17 protein-coding genes and 1 pseudogene are annotated in these 18,737 nt (G+C 64.7%); 5 read left to right on the forward strand and 13 right to left on the reverse strand.

What is annotated here, in order from left to right; genetic code table 11:
* From AC1DUN_RS23165 to AC1DUN_RS23220, 12 genes and pseudogenes are all read right to left on the reverse strand, one after another.
* Complete coding sequence (locus tag AC1DUN_RS23165; RefSeq protein ID WP_477716033.1) at positions 1 to 438, reverse strand: YciI family protein; 438 nt, start codon at positions 436 to 438, stop codon at positions 1 to 3.
* A gap of 31 nt (positions 439 to 469) precedes the next feature.
* Complete coding sequence (locus AC1DUN_RS23170; protein WP_477663461.1) at positions 470 to 1,015, reverse strand: SRPBCC family protein; 546 nt, start codon at positions 1,013 to 1,015, stop codon at positions 470 to 472.
* A 172-nt stretch (positions 1,016 to 1,187) separates the two neighbouring features.
* Positions 1,188 to 1,550, reverse strand: a complete 363-nt coding sequence (locus AC1DUN_RS23175) for a YciI family protein (protein WP_477716082.1) — start codon at positions 1,548 to 1,550, stop codon at positions 1,188 to 1,190.
* Positions 1,551 to 1,625: 75 nt separating this feature from the next.
* Positions 1,626 to 1,961, reverse strand: a pseudogene (locus AC1DUN_RS23180) (YciI family protein); the annotation flags it as partial.
* A 74-nt stretch (positions 1,962 to 2,035) separates the two neighbouring features.
* Positions 2,036 to 2,461, reverse strand: a complete 426-nt coding sequence (locus tag AC1DUN_RS23185; protein WP_477716034.1) for a YciI family protein — start codon at positions 2,459 to 2,461, stop codon at positions 2,036 to 2,038.
* Between the two features lie 156 nt (positions 2,462 to 2,617).
* Entirely contained in the window at positions 2,618 to 3,571 is a 954-nt protein-coding gene (locus tag AC1DUN_RS23190) for an AEC family transporter (protein WP_477716035.1), read from the reverse strand.
* Positions 3,572 to 3,776: 205 nt separating this feature from the next.
* Positions 3,777 to 4,835: a porin gene (locus AC1DUN_RS23195; RefSeq protein WP_477716036.1), complete on the reverse strand. Its 1,059-nt coding sequence runs from the start codon at positions 4,833 to 4,835 to the stop codon at positions 3,777 to 3,779.
* 118 nt (positions 4,836 to 4,953) lie between these two features.
* Positions 4,954 to 5,736 carry an L-fucose dehydrogenase gene (locus AC1DUN_RS23200; protein WP_477716037.1) on the reverse strand — a complete coding sequence of 261 codons (783 nt, stop codon included), beginning with the start codon at positions 5,734 to 5,736 and terminating at the stop codon, positions 4,954 to 4,956.
* A gap of 73 nt (positions 5,737 to 5,809) precedes the next feature.
* Positions 5,810 to 7,090, reverse strand: coding sequence for an L-fuconate dehydratase (locus AC1DUN_RS23205; protein WP_477716038.1), 1,281 nt, complete (start codon positions 7,088 to 7,090; stop codon positions 5,810 to 5,812).
* A gap of 69 nt (positions 7,091 to 7,159) precedes the next feature.
* Complete coding sequence (locus AC1DUN_RS23210) at positions 7,160 to 8,107, reverse strand: substrate-binding domain-containing protein (protein WP_477716039.1); 948 nt, start codon at positions 8,105 to 8,107, stop codon at positions 7,160 to 7,162.
* Positions 8,108 to 8,188: 81 nt separating this feature from the next.
* On the reverse strand, positions 8,189 to 9,187 hold the full coding sequence (locus AC1DUN_RS23215; protein ID WP_477716040.1) for an ABC transporter permease: 999 nt from the start codon (positions 9,185 to 9,187) through the stop codon (positions 8,189 to 8,191).
* 23 nt (positions 9,188 to 9,210) lie between these two features.
* Positions 9,211 to 10,746 carry a sugar ABC transporter ATP-binding protein gene (locus AC1DUN_RS23220; RefSeq protein ID WP_477716041.1) on the reverse strand — a complete coding sequence of 512 codons (1,536 nt, stop codon included), beginning with the start codon at positions 10,744 to 10,746 and terminating at the stop codon, positions 9,211 to 9,213.
* A 483-nt stretch (positions 10,747 to 11,229) separates the two neighbouring features.
* Here AC1DUN_RS23220 and AC1DUN_RS23225 point away from each other — a divergent pair, with 483 nt between their 5' ends.
* Both AC1DUN_RS23225 and AC1DUN_RS23230 read left to right on the forward strand, forming a co-directional pair.
* Positions 11,230 to 12,090 (forward strand): IclR family transcriptional regulator, encoded by an 861-nt coding sequence (locus AC1DUN_RS23225; RefSeq protein ID WP_477716042.1) that lies wholly within the window; start codon positions 11,230 to 11,232, stop codon positions 12,088 to 12,090.
* Between the two features lie 235 nt (positions 12,091 to 12,325).
* The gene (locus tag AC1DUN_RS23230; protein ID WP_477716043.1) at positions 12,326 to 14,416 is read left to right on the forward strand and encodes an ATP-dependent helicase; all 2,091 of its coding nucleotides are present in this window, start codon (positions 12,326 to 12,328) and stop codon (positions 14,414 to 14,416) included.
* Positions 14,417 to 14,423: 7 nt separating this feature from the next.
* Here AC1DUN_RS23230 and AC1DUN_RS23235 read toward each other — a convergent pair whose 3' ends face one another.
* Complete coding sequence (locus AC1DUN_RS23235; protein ID WP_477716044.1) at positions 14,424 to 15,242, reverse strand: phosphate/phosphite/phosphonate ABC transporter substrate-binding protein; 819 nt, start codon at positions 15,240 to 15,242, stop codon at positions 14,424 to 14,426.
* A gap of 382 nt (positions 15,243 to 15,624) precedes the next feature.
* On the opposite strand from AC1DUN_RS23235, the gene AC1DUN_RS23240 reads away from it, so the two are divergent.
* From AC1DUN_RS23240 to AC1DUN_RS23250, 3 genes are all read left to right on the forward strand, one after another.
* Complete coding sequence (locus tag AC1DUN_RS23240; protein ID WP_477716045.1) at positions 15,625 to 16,011, forward strand: hypothetical protein; 387 nt, start codon at positions 15,625 to 15,627, stop codon at positions 16,009 to 16,011.
* A 44-nt stretch (positions 16,012 to 16,055) separates the two neighbouring features.
* The gene (locus tag AC1DUN_RS23245) at positions 16,056 to 17,249 is read left to right on the forward strand and encodes a phospholipase A (RefSeq protein ID WP_477716046.1); all 1,194 of its coding nucleotides are present in this window, start codon (positions 16,056 to 16,058) and stop codon (positions 17,247 to 17,249) included.
* Positions 17,250 to 17,348: 99 nt separating this feature from the next.
* Positions 17,349 to 18,665: a cation:proton antiporter gene (locus AC1DUN_RS23250; RefSeq protein ID WP_477716047.1), complete on the forward strand. Its 1,317-nt coding sequence runs from the start codon at positions 17,349 to 17,351 to the stop codon at positions 18,663 to 18,665.
* Positions 18,666 to 18,737: the final 72 nt, after the last annotated feature.

The raw sequence follows: 18,737 nt of genomic DNA on the forward strand, positions 1-18,737 counted from the left end.
TCAGCCGCCCTTGCCTTTGCTTTTTCCGCTGGGCGCCTGCTGCATCTCGGTGAAGCCGGCGGCGGCCTCCTGCACGTCGGGCGGGAAGTCGCTCATCTCCTGCACCTGGCGCACTTCGATGACCTCGTTTTCACCGCCCGGGCAGCGCGAAGCCCACTCGATGGCTTCGGCGCGCGAGGCCACATTGATCATCCAGAAGCCGCCCAGCACCTCGCGCGCTTCGGCAAAGGGGCCGTCGACCACGTGCGGCTTGCCGCCGGGAAAGCTCACGCGAGCGCCCATGGAGGGCGGGTGCAGGCCTTCGAGCGAGAGCAGCACGCCGGCTTTTTGCAGTGCTTCGTTGTATTTCATCATCGCGGCCACGGCATCGGCGCTGGGCAGGGTGCCGGCGGCGGCGCTTTCATAGCCTTTGGGGATCATCAGCATCATGAATCGCATTTGAGTACTCCTTGGGTGTGGGGTGGGTGGGTCAGCCTTGCTTTTCGGCGGCGGCCTTCAGGTCGGCCAGGCCGGCTTCAAAGTCCTTGCCCACCATCTTGTCCATGCTGAAGAAGACCTGCATGACCTTGGACAGCAGGGGCGCGGGGCCGGCCATCTCCCAGCTCACGGTGCTGCTGCCGCCGGCCTGCGGCTGGATGCTGAACACCACCTTGTTGTGGGCCTCGAAGGGCTTGCTGAAGTTGAGGTCTATCTTGACGAGGGAGGACGGCTGGGACTCGGTGATCAGCATGTCGCCCACACCAACCTCCTTGCTGTCCCAGGCATAGGCCGCGCCCTTGCCGGCCGCCGGGCCGCTGAAGCTGCGTTTCATGGCCGGGTCTTTCTTCTCCCAGGGCGACCAGGCGCCCCAATTTTTGTAGTCGTTGATCAGCGGAAAGATTTTTTCGGGCGGCGCCTGGATGCTGGCCTGGCGCTGGACGCGGAAGGTGTCGGGCTTGCCGGAGGCCAGCACCAGCACGGTCACGACAAAAAGCAGCACCAGGACGGCGGCAATGATGGCAATGGTCTTGAACATGTAAATCCCCTTTTTTGGTGTTCGTTCACTTCATGAATGGGCGAGCGCCGGGTTCAGGGGGCCGGTTCGGCCCGCAAAAAAACGTCTGCTCACCGCTACGACGAACGGAAAACATGAAATCGACACGCCCAGCCAAAAAATTTCAAAAAATTTTTGGCCGCGGCCCCAAACCTCAGGCCGGGGCGAAATCGGCGGCTTCATAGAGCAGCCGGATTTCCACCTCGACCTCTTCGGTGTCGCTAAACGGAAACGGGTAGCCCAGGGCCCAGTCCACCGCGGCCTGCAGCGAGCGCGCCTGGATAATCCAGAAGCCGGCCAGCAATTCCTTGGCTTCGGCAAAGGGCCCGTCGATCACGCTTGGTTTACCCCGGGTGAATTTGAGGCGGGAGGCGCTGGCGCTGGGCTTGAGGCCTTCGCCCATCAGCAGCACGCCGGCCTTGACCGCATCATCGTTGTGCCGGGCCATGCGCCCCAGCCACTGGCTGTCGGGCACGGCGCCGGTTTCGGCCCTGTCGTTGGCCTTGAGCAAGATCATGAAGCGGCGAAAGCCTTCGGGCAAGGCCGGCGCGCCTTCGCCGCTGACACCGCGCAGGCCGCCGGGGCAGCCGCCTTCGCGGATTTCCAGCGAGCTGTTGCCGTCGGCGTCTTCCTGCGGCCAGCGTTTGAGCCACTCGATGACTTCCTCGCGCGAGGCGGCTTCCACCATGGTGAAGCCGGCGATCAGTTCCTTGGCTTCGGTGAAGGGGCCGTCGGTCACCGTGGGCTTGCCGCCGGAAAAGCGGATGCGCGCGCCTTTTGAGCTGGGCTGCAGGCCCTCACCGCCCAGCAGCATGCCGGCCTTGGCCAGTTCCTCGTTGTAGGCGCCCATGGCGGCCAGCAATGCGGGGCTGGGCATTTCGCCCGCCTCGGTGCTCGCGTCGGCTTTGCGCAGGATCATGAATTGCATGCGTGGTATCTCCCCGGAGTAGCGGCTGACGCCGCGATCCCCGGTTTTTACCTCAAACGCGGGGTCGCCGCGTTTCAGCGCTGCGCCTCGACCTGCCTGCGCAGGCGCTCCTCGGCCTCGCGCAGCTCAGGCGTGAACTCGGCGCCGAAGTCTTCGGCCGAGAACACCTGGCGGATCTCGATTTCAGCGTCGCTCTCAGGCGGAAAGGGCGCGCGCTTGACCCATTCAATCGCTTCTTCTTTCGACGAGACCTGCAGTATCCAGAAACCGGCCACCAGCTCCTTGGTTTCGGGGAAAGGCCCGTCGACCACCGTGCGCTTGCCGCCGGAAAATTTGACGCGCGAGCCCTTGGAGCTGGGGTGCAGGCCCTCACCCGCAAGCATGACGCCGGCCTTGACCAGCGATTCGTTGAACTTGCCCATGTCGGCCAGCAGTTGTTCGCTGGGCATTTCGCCGGCTTCGCTGTGTTTGTCGGCTTTGACGAGGACCATGAATTTCATTTGAGACTCCTTTGGATTGGGAGCGGAGAGCCCGGACCACCCGGGCAGAAACATCCTGCTCTTACCGGTATGACGAACGGCCGGCGGGCAAATCGACAGCATGGCGCCGTCTTTTTTTGTTTTTTTGTAACAGCGCCGAAAAACCAGCGCGCGGCCTCAAGTCAACAAGGCCACGGCCGCCGAGAAACTGAAGAAGGCCAGCACCGTGGACAGCAGGATGATGCGCGCGATGCGGCCGTTGTCGGCGCCGAAGCGCTCGGCCAGCAGCGCGACATTGCTGGCGCTGGGCAGGGCCGCCACCAGCACGATCACGACGAGGGCGGAGCGCTGCAGCGGCACGCCCAGCGCGATGGCGCCCAGCCCCACCGCGCCCACCAGCAGCGGGTGCAGCACCAGTTTGACCAGGGCCACCGGCACATAGTCCCTGAGCGGCGTGGCCTGCGTGCTGTTCATCTGCGAGCGGGCCAGCACCGCGCCTATGGTGAACAGCGCGACCGGCGAGGCCGCGTCGGCCAGCAGGCCCACGGTCTGCATCACCGGCCCGGGCAGGGCCACGCCAAAACCGGAGGACAGCGCGCCCAGCACGATGGCCCAGGGCATGGGGTTGAGGGCCACGCCCTTGAGCGCGTTCTGCGCGGCGACCTCGGCGCCGTGGATGTCGGCCGAGTCCAGCCGCGACAGCGCGATGCACAGCGAGCTCGTGACCAGCAGGTCGACCAGGATGGTGACGATGGCCGGGCCGGCGGCCTGCGCGCCCAGCAGCGCCACCAGCAGCGGCACGCCCATGAAACCGGTGTTGGGAAAGGCCGCGACCAGCGCGCCGAAGGAGGCGTCGTTCCAGGCGATGCGGCCCTTGCGCGTGAGCATCACGGTGAAAGCCACGATCAGCAGCGCGCACAGCAGGTAGACGGCCACCAGGCTGGCGTCCAGCAGCTGCGCCACCGGCGTGCCGGCGCCGAAGCGGTAAAGCATGCAGGGCAGCGCGAAATACAGCACAAAGGTGTTGAGGCCGGGAATGGCCAGCTGCGGAAGCAGGCCGCGGCGCGCGGCAAGATAGCCGCACAGCACCAGGGCGAAAAACGGGAAGGTGACAAAAAGAATGCTGAGCACGGCGCTGATTGTCGCCCAGGGCTGCGCCGGATGCGGACAGCGCGACCCGCCCGGCGGCCGAATCGCTTGCGCAGCCTGGAGAAAAAAGGGCGAAAAAATAGCGGCTTGCGCAGGTGGCGCCTGCGCAAGCCGCTATAGCTATTGAATTGAGCAAGACGGCTGGGCGGCTGGCAAACGCCAGCCAGCCCATCAGCCGCAGGCCGCTTTAAAAACTATGCGCAATGCCCGCATAAATGGTTCTTTGCGACTGGTTGACGGCCGGATTGCCCGAGACCCCGTCCACCCCGAAGTTGGCGCCATTGGAGTTGCTGACATTGCCGAACGACGCGTACAGCAGCGTGCGCTTGGACATGCTGTAATCCACGCCCACCATGCCCAGGGTGGCCTTGCCGGCCACACGGTCGGACGTGACGCGGAAGACCGAACCGATCAGCGTCATCGCCGGCGTCAGGTCGTAGCGAACGCCGACCCAGGCATGCTTGAGCTTGGACGCGGCGGTGAGGGCCGCCTCGGGTGCGGTGATGTAGTCATAGGCGGCATACAGCTTGGCCGCACCAATCTTGTAGGTACCGCCGATGATGGTTTCCTTGGAGGTGTTGAAAACATCCGTGAAGGTGCCCGCAGCATTGTGGCGCTGGGAATAGATGGCGCGCAGCATCAGGTCCTGGTTCGCATAGGTCAGCGAAAAACCTTCGCCGCGGTTGGCCTTGCTGTTGCCCGCCTGCTCGCCCAGCGAGATCTGCGCGGTGGCGTTGAAGCCGCCCATATTCGGCGTCGAATACTCGACCACATTGTTGGCACCGGGCCAGTTGCGGCCCCTGACCAGGGTGGCGCTGCCCACCCACTGCTGGCCGGTCGGGTCCAGGTCCCAGACATCATTGCTGATGAACAGGTTCTTGCCGAAGCGGAAGCTGCCCCAGCTGTCGTTGGACAGGCCGACGTAGGCGCGGCGATTGAACAGCGCCCCGCCGGTCGAGCCGTTTTTCAGTTCAAAACCGCTTTCGACCAGGAAGTTGGCCGCCAGGCCGCCCCCCAGGTCTTCTTTGCCCTTCATGCCCCACATGCTGGTGCCCCACTGGTTGCTGGCCACCATGCTTTTGGAGAAGCTGGCGTTGGCCACCGGGTCATACACATGGTCGATATAGGCCAGGCCCGATACGACCCGCCCGTACAAGGTGACGGTGGACTGGGCAGAGGCTATTTGGGGCGCCAGCACTGCCGCGCAGGCAACACCCAGGGAGATAGTACGTAAAGCAGCTTTCATGGTTTGTCTCTTTTCTATGGTTGGATTGAGTCAGTTGAAGAAGTCCGGATATGCCCATTCGCCGGCATGGCTGCCCAGAGCGAACCCGGTTCGGGCGGGGAAACTTGGGTCACGGCGGTCAGCGCGCGGGCAAAGCGCGGTCCAGGTGCACATAACCGCCATCGGGATGGATCCACTGGCCGGTGGTGTGTGAAGCGCGGTCGGACAGCAGGAACACCACCGTGTCGGCAATTTCGCGGTCGGTCGTCATGCGCTGGCCCAGGGGAATGCGGGCCGTGATGTCGGCGAGCGCCGCCGCCGGGTCGGCAAAGGTCTTGAGCCAGCTTTCATAGAGCGGCGTCATGACTTCGGCCGGCAGCACCGCATTGACGCGCACGCCGTGCGGCGCCAGCGCGGCGGCCCATTCGCGGGTCAAGCCCAGCTGCGCCGCCTTGGCCGCGACGTAGCCGCTGGTGTTGCCCTGGCCGGTGAGCGCCGTCTTGGAGGAAATATTGACGATGGCGCCGCGCCTGGCCTTGAGCTGGTCCAGGCACAGGTGGGCCATCAGGTAGCAATGCGTCAGGTTGGACTCCAGCGACTTCACAAAGGCCTCACGGCCCGCCTCCAGGCCGACGCTGTCGTTGACGCCGGCATTGTTGACCAGCGCATCAATGCCGCCGTATTCGGCCACGGTGGCCTGCACCGCGGCCCGGCAGGCGGCTTCATCTTCCAGGTTCAGCTGGAAAAATCCGTGGCGGCCGCCGAGCTCGCGCAAGGCCACGGAGAACGCCGGCAGCAGGGGGCTGCGGCCGAAGATCACCGGCACGGCGCCCTCCCGTGCCAGCTGCAGGCTGATGGCTCCACCGATTCCGGCACCCCCGCCGGTGACAATGACAATCTTGTTTTGAAGGTGCAAATTCATCAACGGGCTCCGGTCCTGGGTGTTGCTTGGGGTCGGTCAATTAATAAAGGGGGCAATAAAGGGGCGGAGGGCATCAGCCCCTGAAGGCGTAGCGGGCCAGCGATTCGGGTTTCATCTCGATCGAATAGCCCGGCCGCTGCGGCGGCATGTAGGCGGCGTTGCGAATCACGCAGGGGTCCACAAAATGCTCGTGCAGGTGGTCCACGTATTCGATGACCCGGCCTTGCTTGGTGCCTGCAATGCAGAGGTAGTCGATCATCGACAGGTGCTGCACGTATTCACACAGGCCGACGCCGCCGGCATGCGGGCACACCTTGAGCCCGTATTTGGCGGCCATCAGCATCACGGCCAGCACCTCGTTGACCCCGCCCAGCCGGCAGGCGTCGATCTGCACCACGTCAATCGCGCCGCGCATGATGAGCTGCTTGAACATGATGCGGTTCTGGCACATCTCGCCTGTGGCGACCTGCATGTCGCCTTTCACCGCCTCGCGGATGCGGCGGTGGCCCTCGATGTCGTCGGGGCTGGTCGGCTCCTCGATGAACCAGGGCTTGGCAAAGCCCAGTTGGCCCAGCCACTCAATCGCCTGGTCCACGTCCCAGACCTGGTTCGCATCGATCATCAGCGCGCGGTCGGGGCCCAGCACCTCGCGGGCAACGCGCAGCCGGCGGATGTCGTCCTGCAGGTCGCGGCCCACCTTGAGCTTGATATGCGAAAAGCCCGCGTCCACCGCCTCCTGGGCCAGGCGCCGCAGCTTTTCGTCGTCATAACCCAGCCAGCCGGCGGAGGTGGTGTAGCAGGCGTAGCCTTCGCGCTCCAGGGTCCGCAGCCGCTCGTCCTTGCCGGCGGCTTGCCGCGTCAACAGCGCCAGCGCCTCGTCCGGCGTGATGCAGTCGGTGATGTAGCGAAAGTCGATCAGGCGAACGATCTCTTCGGGACTCATGCGGGCCACCAGCTTCCACACGGGCAGGCCCTCCTGTTTGGCCCACAGGTCCCACACGGCGTTGACCACGGCGGCCGTGGCCAGGTGGATCGCGCCCTTGTCCGGGCCTATCCAGCGCAGCTGGCTGTCCGAGGTGATGTGGCGCCAGAAGCGGCCCATGTCCTCGGTCACCCAGTCCATGTCCAGCCCGACCACGAGGTGGCGCATGGCTTCGATGGCGGCGCAGCAGAGTTCATTGCCGCGGCCTATGGTGAAGGTCAGGCCATGGCCTGCTAGCCCCGGCTGGCCGGTCTCGAGCACCACATAGGCGGCCGAATAATCCGGATCCGGATTCATCGCATCCGAGCCGTCGAGATGCCGCGACGTGGGAAAACGCACGTCGATGACACGCATGGATTGGATAACACTCATAGGAAGATTGCCTGTTGGAGGAAGTGCGGCCCGGGAAAAGTGCGGCCCGCCCTGGGGCCGCGCCCACCATCAGTCGTACAGGACCGCCGCGATCTTGGGATCGTTGATGGTCGACTTGTCGTAGTAGTAAAAGCCGGTGTCTATGACCTTGGGCAGCTTCTCGCCCTTGAGGGCCTTGACCGCCGCTTCCACGGTCTTGTAGCCGATGCCGACCGGGTTCTGGGTGATGGCGCCGGCCATGGAGCCGTCCAGGATGGCGGCTTTTTGCTGCTTGCCGGAGTCGTAGCCGATGATCACCACCTTGCGCTTCATCTCCCTGGCGCCGTTCAGCGCGCCTATGGCCGAGCCTTCGTTGGCGCCGAAGATCCCCTTGAGGCTGGGGTTGGCCTGCAGGATGGATTTGGTGATCTCGGTGGATTTGAGCTGGTCGCCGCCGCCGTACTGCACGCTGACGATCTTGATGTTCGGGTAGGTCGACTTGATGCGGTTGACAAAACCTTCGGTGCGGTCGATGCCGGTGCGGCTGGTCTGGTCGTGCACCACCAGCGCCACGTCGCCGCTTTTGCCGATCAGCTCGGCCATCTTGTCGGCGGCCAGGGCGGCGGCGGCCACGTTGTTGGTGGTGGTCGTGGTCACCGGGATATCGCTGTCCACGCCCGAGTCAAAGGCGATGACCGGAATCTTGGCGGCCTGGGCTTTTTTCAGCAGCGGGATGGACGCCTTGCTGTCCAGCGCGGCAAAGCCGATGGCCGACGGCTTCTTGGCCAGCGCCGCCGCGAACATGTCGATCTGCTTGTCCACCATGCTCTCGCTCTCGGGGCCTTCGAAGGTCACCTTGACCTTGTAGTCCTTGCCGGCCTGCTCCGCGCCGGCTTTGACGGCCTGCCAGAACTGGTGCTGAAAGCCCTTGGAGACCATCGGGATGTAAATCTCGTCGGCGGCCAGCGCCGTCGTGCTCAGGGTGGAGGCCAGGCCGAGGCCCAGCGCGAGGCTCAGGAATGTGCGTTTCAGAATCATGTTTGTCTCCGTATCTTTATGGGGTGTTGCAACGAATATCAAAATCAAACGTGGGCAGGGGCGGGTTGGGGGTTCTCCTTGCTAAGACTTGCGCTTTCGCAGGATGTCGGCATAGACCGCCGCGATGATGATCAGGCCGGTCACCACGGTCTGCCATTCCTGGGCCACCGACATGATGCGCAACCCGTTGGTCAGCACGCTCATGATGAAAGCGCCGATGATGGTGCCCAGGATGGTGCCAGCCCCACCGCTGAGCGAGGTGCCGCCGATCACGACGGCGGCAATCGCATCGAGCTCATAGCCCTGGCCCAGCGCCGGCTGCGCGGAATTGAGGCGTGAGGCGATGAGCAGGCCGGCGATGCCGCAGATCGCGCCGCTCAGGGTGTAGACGATGATCTTCCAGCGGTCCACGTTCACGCCCGACAGGCGCACCGCCTCTTCGTTGCTGCCCAGGGCGAAGGTGTAGGTGCCCAGCACCGTCTTGTTCAGGACCAGGCTGGACACCACCGCCACCACAAAGAGGATCAGCACCGCATTGGGAATGGACAGCTCGGGCAGGAAGTAGCCGATCAGCGAGTCCTGGGCAATCAGCGGGAACTCGGGCGTGTCGTTGAAGTAGATTGGCTTGGAATGGGTGATGACCAGCGACAGGCCCTTGAGCATGAGCATCATGCCCAGCGTGGCGATAAAAGGCGGGATCTTCAGCTTCGCGATCAGCACGCCCGAGATGAAGCCCGAGAGCGCGCCGAAAAAAATCGCCGCAGCCACCCCCAGGTAAAAGGGCAGGCCCCAATAGGTCAGCACCACCCCGGCCATGACCGCGCAAAACGTCATCAGGGTGCCGACCGACAGGTCTATGCCGGAGGTGATGATGACAAAGGTGCAGGCGATGGCCAGGACACCGTTGACCGCGGTGGCCTGCAAGATGCCCACCATGTTGTCGGTCTGCATGAAACTCGGCGAGGCCATGCTGAAGAAAATGAGCAACCCCAGCAAGCTGGCAAACGCCAGCAGCTTTTGACGGGTGTTGCTACTGAAAGCCGCAGTCTTGATACCCTGCAGCAACTTGGAGACGGTCATGTGTGGTCGTTTCGGTGTGGTTTTTAAAAAGCGGCGGCAACCGCACCGGAAGCGGCCGCCGGGGCTTCGCGCCGGGTGGCCAACTGCATGATTTTTTCCTGGGTGGCCTCGCGGGCCGAGAGCTCGCCGGTGACGCGGCCCTCGCACATCACCACGATGCGGTGGCTCAGGCGCAGCACCTCGGGCAGCTCCGAGGAAATCATCACGATCGCGCGGCCCTGTGCCGCCAGCGCATGGAGCAGCTTGTAGATTTCGCTCTTGGCGCCCACGTCGATGCCGCGCGTGGGTTCGTCGAAAAACAGGATGTCGCAGTCGCGCACCAGCCATTTGGCGATCACGATTTTTTGCTGGTTGCCGCCCGACAGCAGCGCCACTTTTTGCAGCGCGCTCGGTGTCCTGATGCCCAGTTGCGCGATCAGCTTTGCCGCCGCGCCCTGTATGGCCGCGGGCTTGAGAAGAAACCCGAAGCTCAGAAAACGCCGCAGGCTGGTCATCACGATGTTGGTCTGCACGTCCATGCCGGTGGCCAGGCCGAAGTGCTTGCGGTCTTCCGACAGGTAGCCGATGCCGTGCCCGACCGCATCGGACGGGCTGCCCACGTCAACCCGGCGGCCCTTGACCCATATCTCGCCCGAATCCTTTTTGTCGGCGCCGAACACGGCGCGCGCCACTTCGGTCCGGCCGGCGCCCATCAGGCCGGCAAACCCCAGGATCTCGCCCCTGTGCACGCTGAAGCTGACGTTCTTGATGCTGCGGCCGCGGTTGAGGCCACGCACCTCCAGCAGGGTCTCCCCGCCCTGGCTGGTTTGCGGCGGCTTCTCGTCTTCGAGCAGGGCACGCCCGACCATCATGCCGATGATGGTGTCCATGCTGGTGCTGGCCGTCGGCACGGTGCCGATGTACTGGCCGTCGCGCATCACCGTCACGCGGTCCGAGATGCGCTTGAGCTCGTCCATCTTGTGCGAGATGTACACGATGCCGACACCATGGTGCTTGAGCTGGCCGATGATGCGGAACAGATCGTCGATCTCGGCGTTGTTCAGCGCGGCGGTGGGTTCGTCCATGATCAGAACGCGCGAATCGAAGGACAGCGCCTTGGCGATCTCGACCATCTGCTGGCGCGCCACCGTCAGGTCGCAGACCAGCGTGTGCGGCTCCAGGTCCAGGTGCAGGCGCTCGAAGATCGCCGCCGTGTCGCGGGCCATTTTTTCGGAGTCTATGAACAGGCCCAGACGCCCGCGCGGCTCGCGTCCGATGAAGATGTTCTGCGCCACGCTGAGGTGGCCCATCAGGTTGAGCTCCTGGTGGATGATGCCTATGCCCAGCGCCTGGGCGGCGCGCGGGCTGGCGATCTCGACCGGCTGGCCGTCGATGCGGATCTCGCCTGAATCTTTCTGGTAGACCCCGGCCAATATCTTCATCAGGGTCGATTTGCCGGCGCCGTTCTCGCCCATCAGGGCATGCACTTCGCCGGCAACGATCTCAAGCCGGGCATGGTGCAGCGCCCGCACGCCCGGGAAGGATTTGCACAAGTCGTTGATGGCCACAAGAGCTGTCATGGACGGTTGCAGGCGCTTGGGGTCACTCAGGAAGTCCGGCCAGCGGCCGGATGGGCATCAGCCGCGATCACCCGGGCACCTTGCCCGGCGCGAACCCGTGCGCAGGCCGGGCCCATACCTTGCGCGGCGGCGCTAAGCGGCACTGTTTTTTCCTCCGACTTTCGTGGACGCATGGCAAAGACCTTTTTGAGCTGACAGACCATTCAATGAAGCGAGATGTTGGAAGCAAGAAACTTGTTGTTACAAATCATTCATTGATGAACAAACTATTCACTTATGGACTTGATCATAGAAATCGGCGGTCTTTTCGAGCCTCGGACTTTCCCTAGGTCAGAAATTTATTTATTGATGAACATTAGATGCAAAAGTGAATAAATTCAGGCCAACGAGGACGAAAATACTCACGAGTGCCCCCTGCCATATCAAGAGCGCTGCGTTACATATCAAAATTGCAATAGCTTCGGCTTCACTCACCCTGCCGCCATGAAACCAAAATACTCATTTCCTCCTCTCGACCAGAACCCGGACGGCGCTGACGCCATCGCGGCCCCGCCGCCTGCGGATGACCGCTACCGCGCACCGGCGCTTGACAAGGGACTGGACATCCTGGAGTTGCTGGCCCGCCAGCCGCAGGGCCTGACGCGCGCGGAGATCGTCAAGGAAATGGACCGCAATGCCAGCGAGATCTACCGCATGCTGGAGCGCCTGGTCGCGAGGCAATATGTGCTGCGCTCGCTCTCGGGCGACCGCTATTCGCTGAGCCTGAAGCTGTTCACGCTGGCGCACATGCACCCGCCGCTGAACCGGCTGGTGACCCAGGCCATTCCCATCATGGAAGCGTTCGCGCAAAAGGCGGAGCAGGCCTGCCACATGGGCGTTTATGACCAGGGCAATGTGCTGATCACCGCGCAGGTCAACGGCCCCGGCACCTGGAGCATGACGATACGCGTGGGTGTGCACGTCGGGCTGGTCGATACCGCCTCGGGCCGGGTGTTGCTGGCTTTCGCGGATGCCAGCCGCGCCCAGCAAATGCTGGCCCAGCACACGGCGCTGGAAGGCGAGGTGCCTATCGAGTCCGACGCCTTGGCCGCCGCCCTCGGCGTCATCCGGCAGCAAGGCTATTTCGAGCGCGACAGCCTGCAATCTTTCGGCGTGGCCGATATTTCCTGCCCCATCTTCGGGCCCGACCACAGCGCGCTGGCCGCGCTGACCTGCCCCTATGTGCGGCGCATAGACCGTCACGTCGGGCCGGACCAGAAAACCGTGCGCCTGCTGCTGCAGCAGGCGGCGCAGGCGCTGTCGCTGACGCAGGGCGGCTTCGCCCCGGCAAGCCGGCACACCTGAAGCCGCTTGGGGCACGCTGCTATTGATTGAATAGCAGATCTGTTGAGGCAAACCTTGCGCCGCGGGTATGGATGGCCCGATCCGGCGCTTCACGGCTTGCGCGCGGCATGCTTTGGGCTCACCCGGCCGCGCCGCGCCGCGCACCCTGCGGGGCAGCCGCTATGATTTGCCGTCCGCCGGCAGCCCTGAAAGCGCCGGCCCCGCGCATTTTTTCCCTTGGAATCGATTCTTTTTCATGACCCATGGCCTGAACCCCGCCCAGCAAGAAGCCGTCAACTACCTGCATGGCCCTTGCCTGGTGCTGGCGGGAGCCGGCTCGGGCAAGACACGGGTGATCACGCACAAGATAGGCCAGCTGATCCAGTCGGGGCTCAAGCCCGAACAGGTCGCCGCGATCACCTTCACCAACAAGGCCGCCGCCGAGATGCGCGAGCGGGCCAAGGCGCTGATCGGCAAAAGCGCCAAGGGCGTGCTGATCTGCACCTTCCATGCGCTGGGCGTGCGCATGCTGCGCCAGGACGGCGCGGCGCTGGGCCTCAAACCCCAGTTCTCCATCCTCGACAGCGACGACGTGACAAGCATCCTGAAGGATGCCGGCGGCAGCACCGACGCGGCCACCGCGCGGCAGTGGCAGTGGACCATCAGCCTGTGGAAAAACATGGGCCTCAACGCGGCCGAGGCCATGGCGCAGGCCAATGGCGACGAGGAACGCGCCATCGCGCGCGTGATGGCGCACTATGAGGAGCGCCTGACCGCCTACCAAAGCGTGGACTTCGACGACCTGGTGGGCCTGCCGCTCAAGCTGCTGCGCGAACATGACAGCGTGCGCAGCAAATGGCAGGAATCCCTGGGCCATGTGCTGGTCGATGAATACCAGGACACCAACGCCACGCAGTACGAGATGCTCAAGCTATTGGTCGGCGCGCGCGGCCGCTTCACGGCCGTGGGCGACGACGACCAGTCGATCTACGGCTGGCGCGGCGCCACGCTGGACAATCTGCGCAAGCTGCCGCAGGACTACCCCAACCTCCGGGTGGTCAAGCTCGAGCAGAACTACCGCTCAACCAGCGCCATCCTGCGCGCGGCCAACAACGTGATCGGCCCCAATCCCAAGCTCTTTCCGAAGACGCTGTTCAGCGAGCTCGGCGAGGGCGAGCCGGTGCGCGTGGTGGACTGCGACAGCGAGGAGCACGAGGCCGAGCGCGTGGTGGCGCGCATCCAGAGCCTGCGCGCCGAGGGCAGCCTGCAGGCCGAGGGCGGGCAGTACAAGGAGTGGAAGGATTTTTGCGTGCTGTATCGCGCCAACCACCTGGCCAAGCCTTTTGAAAAAGCCTTTCGCCGCGCCAACATTCCCTACAAGGTCTCGGGCGGGCAGAGTTTTTTCGACCGCGCGGAAATCAAGGACCTGTGCTGCTGGATGCGGCTGCTGGTCAACAACAACGACGACCCGGCGTTCATGCGCGCGGTGACCACGCCCAAGCGCGGCATCGGCCACACCACGCTGGGCGCGCTGGGCACTTTCGCGAGCCAGACCAAACAAAGCCTGTTCGAGGCGCTGTTCAGCAACTCGCTGGGCTCGGTGCTGCCGGCCAAGGCGGTGGGCTCGCTGCATGAGTTCGGCCGCTACCTCAACGACCTCGAGTACCGCGCCAAACGCACCGTGGGCGCCGAGGACGCGCGCGCCTTCCTGAACGACTGGCTCAAGGAAATCGACTACGAAAAGCACCTCTACGACGGCGAGGACAGTGAAAAGCTCGCGGCCGCGCGCTGGACCAATGTGATGGATTTCTGCGACTGGGTGGCCCAGCGCTGCGGCGGGCAGATCGAGGACGCCTCGGGCGCGGTGGTGGCCGCCGAGACCAAGACCATGCTGGAGGTGGTGCAGACGATTGCACTGCTGTCCACCATCAGCGAACGCGAGGGCGACCAGAACGTGGTGACCCTGTCCACCCTGCACGCCGCCAAGGGCCTGGAGTGGCCGCATGTGGTGCTGGCCGGCGTGAACGAGGGCCTGCTGCCTTTCAAGCTCGAAGACGATGATGGCAGCAACACCGACGACATCGCCCTGCGCCTGCAGGAGGAGCGCCGCCTGATGTACGTGGGCATCACGCGCGCGCAGCGCACGCTGGCGGTGAACTGGCTGCGCAAGCGCAAGAAAGGCCGCGACATGATCCCCGGCGCACCCAGCCGCTTCATCGCCGAGATGGCGCTGGACAAGGCCACCGTGAAGGAAGACCCGCGCGAAAAGCTCAAGGCCTTGCGCGCGGAGTTCGCAAAAAAATCCGCCGAGGGGATTGCCGCGGCGGCGGCTTCAGAGGCTCGCTAGCGCGGGCTTATAGCCCCAGCCATTTGCCCAGGTCGAGCAGCTTGGCCTGGTCATACGGGGCAAAGCCCTGCACTGTCAGCGCCTCCAGCCGCTTTTTGCCGTCGGCGGATTGATCCAGTCCCACAAAGTAGGCGGTGAGCTGGGCGCGCTCCGCATCGGTCAGCTTGCTGCTGGCGATCAGGTGCTTGATGGGCACGGGTTTGCTGGTGGCCAGCACTTTGCCACCTTTGGCCTGCCAGTCTTTGACCACGGCGCGCGATGCGGTGACGCCCGAGGCCACCATCTTGTTTTCCACCATGAAGGGCACCGCATCCTGCAGTTTCACGTAAACGGTTTCCAGCGGTTGTGACCCGAACGCATCGCGCAGGGTGGCGCGCATGATCACCGAGGTGATGGAGTCTTCGCTCGGTGCGCCTATCTTGAGTCCCTTCAGGTCGCCGATGGTCTTAAGCGGGGAATCGCTGCGCACCATGAAGGACGCACTGTATTCCGTAAAGCCCTTGGTCACCGCAATGAGTTGGTAGCCGTTTTTGGACAGCGCACGGATGGAGTGGTGCGCGGGATGCACATAGGCAATGTCGTAGCGCTGCTCGGCCAGGCCGGCCGCGAGTTCTTTGTAGTCTGTTACGGGCTGTATCTTGACGGGCCGTTTGAGCAGCTTGCCCAGGTCATCGGAAAGTTCGCGAAAACGCTCGACGGTCGCGCCCGGGTTGACCCCGTAAGTCACTCCCTCGTTCACGGCGAACACCAGTGGGGCGCCCTGGGCGCAGGCTTGGCCGGCCAGCAAAGCCAGCATCAGCGCACTTATATATTGACGGATTTTCATGGTGGTCACCTCTTTGGATAAATGGAAACAAATGTAGTATTACAGTTACAAATGGTTTCAACTCACGGGTTAACCTGCGTTGCGCGTCATAGAAGATGTATTCGTGAGATAGTTCGCAGGCCCCAGGGCAGGTGCGTTGCTTAAACCCCGCAACTTGCCGCCCGGGTTTTCCCTCCCACCGCTGCGCCGCGGCCCCGGCCGCCCGACCTGGGCCTGTGCAGCGTTTTCCTGTAGCCCCGTTCTGAGCGCCCGAGCCGGCGCTCACCTGTCCATGATTTCGAACACTTTTCGGTTTGCTCTTTTATTGATAGCGTCTTGCGCAGTATTTACCGGGGTTAGTGCCCAAACCAAGACTGACACCGGATGCCCCGCGGCGGCGGACATGAAGGCCGCGCAGCTGCACGGCCTGTGGGCGGTGCGCTTTGACAACCCGCCCGCCGGCCTGCCGGCCCGCGCCACCATGCTGCTGGAGCGGCACGCCGAATTCGCCGAAAGCCTGGCCGGCATCGTGAGCCGCGACCTGGGCGCGGCCGCCGGCACCAAGGCCATTGCCGGCCATGCCGCCAAGGCCGCGCTGGCCGGCGACCTGGAGGGCGGCATGCTGCTGCTTGACGAGTCCTCGGACAACATCAGCATTACCGGCACCTGGAACGGCGAGATGGTCGAAGGCTCCTGCGGCAAGGTCTTCAAGGGCAGCTGGAAAGACACCAGCAGCAGCGCGCCCGACAACGCGCCCGAGGTGCCCTTCACGCTGACCCGGCTGCCCTGAGCCCGGCTCGCCCGAGAATCTCTTAGAACACCACCCAGCCACCCATGCGACTGAAACTCTCCGCATTCGCCGTGCCCCTGCTTTGGGCCGGCCTCCCGGCGCTTTTGAGCACCGGCGCCGCGCAGGCGCAAACACCCTCCGCCGCGCGGTCGCCCCTGGGCTGGCAGGCCTGCCAGGCTCTCAAAGCCGACCCTGCCGCACAACTGGCCTGCTTCCAGCAGTGGGCCGACGCGCAGACACCTGCCAACATGCCCGCGCCCAGCCTCACCACGGCGCCGGCCAACCCGGCGACCGGCCAGCCGGCCACGCCGGTGCTGCTGCTGCCTTCGCTGAACACCGAGGCCCCCGACGGCAAGCCCATAGGCTGCAAGAACACCAAATACTCCGAACTCTCGCGCTTCTGGGAGCTGCAGCGCGGCACCGACTGCGACACCTTCGCACTGCGCGGCTACCGGCCTATCACGCTGGCGGTGTCGACCTCCGACAGCGTGAACATGCAGCCCTCCTCGCCTTCGCTGGGCCATACCGCGCTGACCGCGCAGCCCTATATGCGGACCGAGAACAAGATCCAGCTCTCGGTACGCACCAAGATCGCCAAGGGCTTGTTCAAGAACGGTCCCGAGGATGACGACGACCACGACTCGCTGTGGTTCGGCTACACCCAGCAAAGCTACTGGCAGCTGTTCAACGGCGCGATCTCGCGGCCTTTCCGCACCACCGACCATGAGCCCGAGGTTCTCTACATCTACCCGCACCAGATCCCGCTGGCCGGCGGCTGGACCTACCGGCTCTCGGGCCTGGGCCTGGTGCACCAGTCCAACGGCCAGTCGCTGCCGCTGTCGCGCAGCTGGAACCGCGTCTACCTGATGGGCGCGGCCGAAAAGACGCTGGGCCAGGACTCGGGCCTGACCCTGCAGGGGCGCATCTGGGACCGGCTCAAGGAGTCCTCCGGCAACGACGACAACCCCGGCATCGAGAACTACATAGGCCGCGCCGAAGTCACCGGCAGCTGGCAGGTCAACAAGGCCAACACCCTGGGCATCACGCTGCGGCATTCGCTGCGCAAGGAAGCCCGGGGCTCGGCGCGCCTTGACTGGATGATGGCGCCCGCCTCCTCGCCCAACTACACCGGCCTGCGCTACCACGTGCAGCTCTTCAGCGGCTACGGCGACAGCCTGGTCGACTACAACCGCAAGCGCACGGTGCTGAGCGTGGGCCTGAGCCTGGTCGACTGGTAGCCGCAGCGCTTTTTTTCGGCGCTTCGGTGGCGTTTTGCCAGCACGCGGACGGCGTGCCGGCTGATACACAAAAGCACGGGCCGGCCCCAAGCTGGGCCCATGACCGAGCCCACCACCTTTACCCTGGCCTGCATCGTGGCCGGCGCGCTGCTGATCGCGATGACGCTGGGCGGCTCCTTCATCGCGCGCCTGCCGCTGAGCGCCGCCATGCTTTACCTCGGCGTGGGCGTGGCCGTCAGCCCGGTGGGGCTGGGGCTGCTCAAGCTCGACGCGATGAAGAACACCGTGCTGCTGGAGCGCCTCACGGAAGTGGCCGTGCTGGTCTCGCTGTTCACCTGCGGCATGAAGCTGGAGTTCCGCTTCAAGGACCGCCGCTGGCGCGTGCCGGTGCAGCTGGCGACGGTCTCCATGCTGCTCACGGTGGCGGCCATCGCCGCGCTGGGCGTCTATGCCCTGGGCCTGCCGCTGGGCGCGGCCGTGCTGCTGGGCGCCATACTCGCGCCCACGGACCCGGTGCTGGCCTCCGACGTGCAGGTGGCCAACCCCGGCGACCGCGACCGCCTGCGCTTCGGCCTCACGGGCGAAGGCGGGCTCAACGACGGCACGGCCTTTCCCTTCGTCATGCTAGGCCTGGGCCTGCTGGGCCTGCACGAACTCGGCGAAGGCGGCTGGCGCTGGTGGGCCGTCGACGTGCTGTGGGCGGTGGCCGGCGGCCTGGCGCTGGGCTGGCTGCTGGGCACACTGGTGGGCCGCCTCATTCTTTACCTGCGCATGCGGCACCGCGAGGCGCTGGGCTCGGACGAGTTCATCGCGCTGGGGCTGATAGGGCTGACCTACGGCCTGGCGCTGCTGAGCCACACCTACGGATTCCTCGCGGTGTTCGCGGCCGGGCTGGCGCTGCGCCGCATCGACGAGCCCCACGTACGCCCGCAGGTGCAGGCGCCCGATCCCGGCGAGGCACTGAGCCCCGCGGAACAGGAGGCCTCGGGCGCCGAGGCGCCGGCCCACATGATGCGCGCGGTGGAGCGCTTCAACAGCCAACTTGAAAGCTTTGCCGAAGTCGCCATCGTTCTGGCTGTCGGCGTGCTGGTGGCAACAACGCGCTTTCGCGCCGAGGTGTTGTGGTTCATCCCGCTGCTGTTCCTGGTGGTGCGGCCCGTGGCCGTTTACGTCGGCCTGCTGGGCACGCCGGTCAAGGGCGCGCAGCGCCGCCTCATGGGCTGGTTCGGCATACGCGGCATAGGCTCGCTGTACTACCTGCTCTACGCCATCAACCACGACATCGAACGGGCGCTCGCCCATCAGCTGCTGTCCATCACGCTGGCCGTCATTGTGGCCTCGGTGGTCGCGCACGGCGTTTCGGTCACGCCGCTGATGAAGCGCTACGAAGCGCGCAAGGCAAGCCGGCGGCGCTGAGAGCCGCCCACACGCTTGACTGCGCCGAGCCGTGAAAGAAAGACCCGGCATTCCGTGTGCCGATGATATTGA

The sequence above is a fragment of the Polaromonas sp. P4_F6 genome (assembly GCF_056401275.1).

Bases quoted from the DNA above. Each gene is read 5' to 3' on its own strand.
- AC1DUN_RS23175 (WP_477716082.1), bottom strand. From the start codon at position 1,550: ATGATCTTGCTCAAGGCCAACGACAGGGCCGAAACCGGCGCCGTGCCC.
- AC1DUN_RS23165 (WP_477716033.1), bottom strand. From the start codon at position 438: ATGCGATTCATGATGCTGATGATCCCCAAAGGCTATGAAAGCGCCGCC.
- AC1DUN_RS23235 (WP_477716044.1), bottom strand. From the start codon at position 15,242: ATGAAAATCCGTCAATATATAAGTGCGCTGATGCTGGCTTTGCTGGCC.
- AC1DUN_RS23240 (WP_477716045.1), top strand. From the start codon at position 15,625: ATGAAGGCCGCGCAGCTGCACGGCCTGTGGGCGGTGCGCTTTGACAAC.
- AC1DUN_RS23225 (WP_477716042.1), top strand. From the start codon at position 11,230: ATGAAACCAAAATACTCATTTCCTCCTCTCGACCAGAACCCGGACGGC.
- AC1DUN_RS23185 (WP_477716034.1), bottom strand. From the start codon at position 2,461: ATGAAATTCATGGTCCTCGTCAAAGCCGACAAACACAGCGAAGCCGGC.
- AC1DUN_RS23230 (WP_477716043.1), top strand. From the start codon at position 12,326: ATGACCCATGGCCTGAACCCCGCCCAGCAAGAAGCCGTCAACTACCTG.
- AC1DUN_RS23195 (WP_477716036.1), bottom strand. From the start codon at position 4,835: ATGAAAGCTGCTTTACGTACTATCTCCCTGGGTGTTGCCTGCGCGGCA.
- AC1DUN_RS23250 (WP_477716047.1), top strand. From the start codon at position 17,349: ATGACCGAGCCCACCACCTTTACCCTGGCCTGCATCGTGGCCGGCGCG.
- AC1DUN_RS23215 (WP_477716040.1), bottom strand. From the start codon at position 9,187: ATGACCGTCTCCAAGTTGCTGCAGGGTATCAAGACTGCGGCTTTCAGT.
- AC1DUN_RS23170 (WP_477663461.1), bottom strand. From the start codon at position 1,015: ATGTTCAAGACCATTGCCATCATTGCCGCCGTCCTGGTGCTGCTTTTT.
- AC1DUN_RS23220 (WP_477716041.1), bottom strand. From the start codon at position 10,746: ATGACAGCTCTTGTGGCCATCAACGACTTGTGCAAATCCTTCCCGGGC.
- AC1DUN_RS23205 (WP_477716038.1), bottom strand. From the start codon at position 7,090: ATGAGTGTTATCCAATCCATGCGTGTCATCGACGTGCGTTTTCCCACG.
- AC1DUN_RS23200 (WP_477716037.1), bottom strand. From the start codon at position 5,736: ATGAATTTGCACCTTCAAAACAAGATTGTCATTGTCACCGGCGGGGGT.
- AC1DUN_RS23210 (WP_477716039.1), bottom strand. From the start codon at position 8,107: ATGATTCTGAAACGCACATTCCTGAGCCTCGCGCTGGGCCTCGGCCTG.
- AC1DUN_RS23245 (WP_477716046.1), top strand. From the start codon at position 16,056: ATGCGACTGAAACTCTCCGCATTCGCCGTGCCCCTGCTTTGGGCCGGC.